The organism is Acidithiobacillus sp. TH-A36 (assembly GCF_057473445.1).
The window spans coordinates 1-1,155 of record NZ_JBYCKP010000453.1; the positions used below are offsets into that span (position 1 = coordinate 1).

1 protein-coding gene is annotated in these 1,155 nt (G+C 55.4%); it reads left to right on the top strand.

The annotated features are described in order from the left end of the window. Positions 1–311: 311 nt before the first annotated feature. On the top strand, positions 312–1,155 hold an 844-nt coding region (locus AC2VLY_RS11655), incomplete at its 3' end, for an ISL3 family transposase (RefSeq protein WP_486922324.1).

A 1,155-nucleotide genomic window follows, 5' to 3' on the forward strand; every position in this document is an offset into this window, starting at 1 on the left:
TTTTTCAGCAACCGCCGCCAGATCCGACAGGAATGACAGCCTGCAGAGCTGAAAAACAAAATGACTTCACCCCGGGTTTCCGCCATACGCTGCCAAAAACCCAGTTCAGAAACAGTTTTCATAGATGCCTCCCCCTCACCCATCGCGCAACAAATGGAATCACATATGCCGAGCAGCAGGAAAAATTAAAGCGTTCTGGATTCTCTCCGTATTATTGGTTAGAGTGCAAGAGAATACGGGCTCTTCGTCAGATTGAGTGGGTAGGGGGTAGAATGCTGTGGAGCGGTCGTGCCCTGAATTGGAGTTAGCTGATGGTCCCTGAAGAGCTGTTTTCTCTCGCGTTAGGATTGGTTCCGCCGTGGTTGGTGGATCATGTGACTTTCACGGTGGAGGAGAAACGCCTGGATCTGCACATCAACTTTCCCAAGGGTAGTCGCTTTGCTTGCTCCGTCTGTGGTGAGGAGTGTCCGGTACATGATACCCGTGACCATACTTGGCGGCACATGGATTTCTTCCAGCATGAAGCCTATCTCCATGCCCGCGTACCTCGTGTGAAGTGCCAGGAGCATGGAGTGCATCAGATATCTGGTCCCTGGGCACGGGAAGGCTCGCATTTCACCCTGCTCTTCGAAGCGCTGATCATGACCCTGGTGCGGGAGATGCCGGTATTGACCGTAGCCCGCCTAGTCGGCGAGACCGACACGCTCCTGTGGCGGGTGATTGACCACTATGTGCCAGAAGCCCGTACCAGAGTGGATATGGCCCATGTCCATGCCGTCGGCGTCGATGAAACCAGCAGTCGGCGCGGCCACGACTACATCACGCTCTTCGTGGATCTGGATGCCCGGCGACTCTTGTTCGCTACTCCCGGCAAGGATGCCAAGACCTTTGAGAGATTCTCCGCAGATCTACAGGCCCATGGTGGTAGCGCGGAAGCGATCACCGATGTGAGCATGGACCTCTCGCCGGCCTTCCAGAAAGGGGCTGCCGAGCACCTGCCCAATGCGGAGATCACTTTCGATCGTTTTCACCTCATGAAGCTCGTCAACGAGGCCGTGGACGACGTGCGCAAGGGGGAAGTCCTCACTCAGCCAAATCTCAAAAAGACCCGCTGGCTCTGGCTCAAGAACGATTGCAACCTCAAGGTGAAGCAGA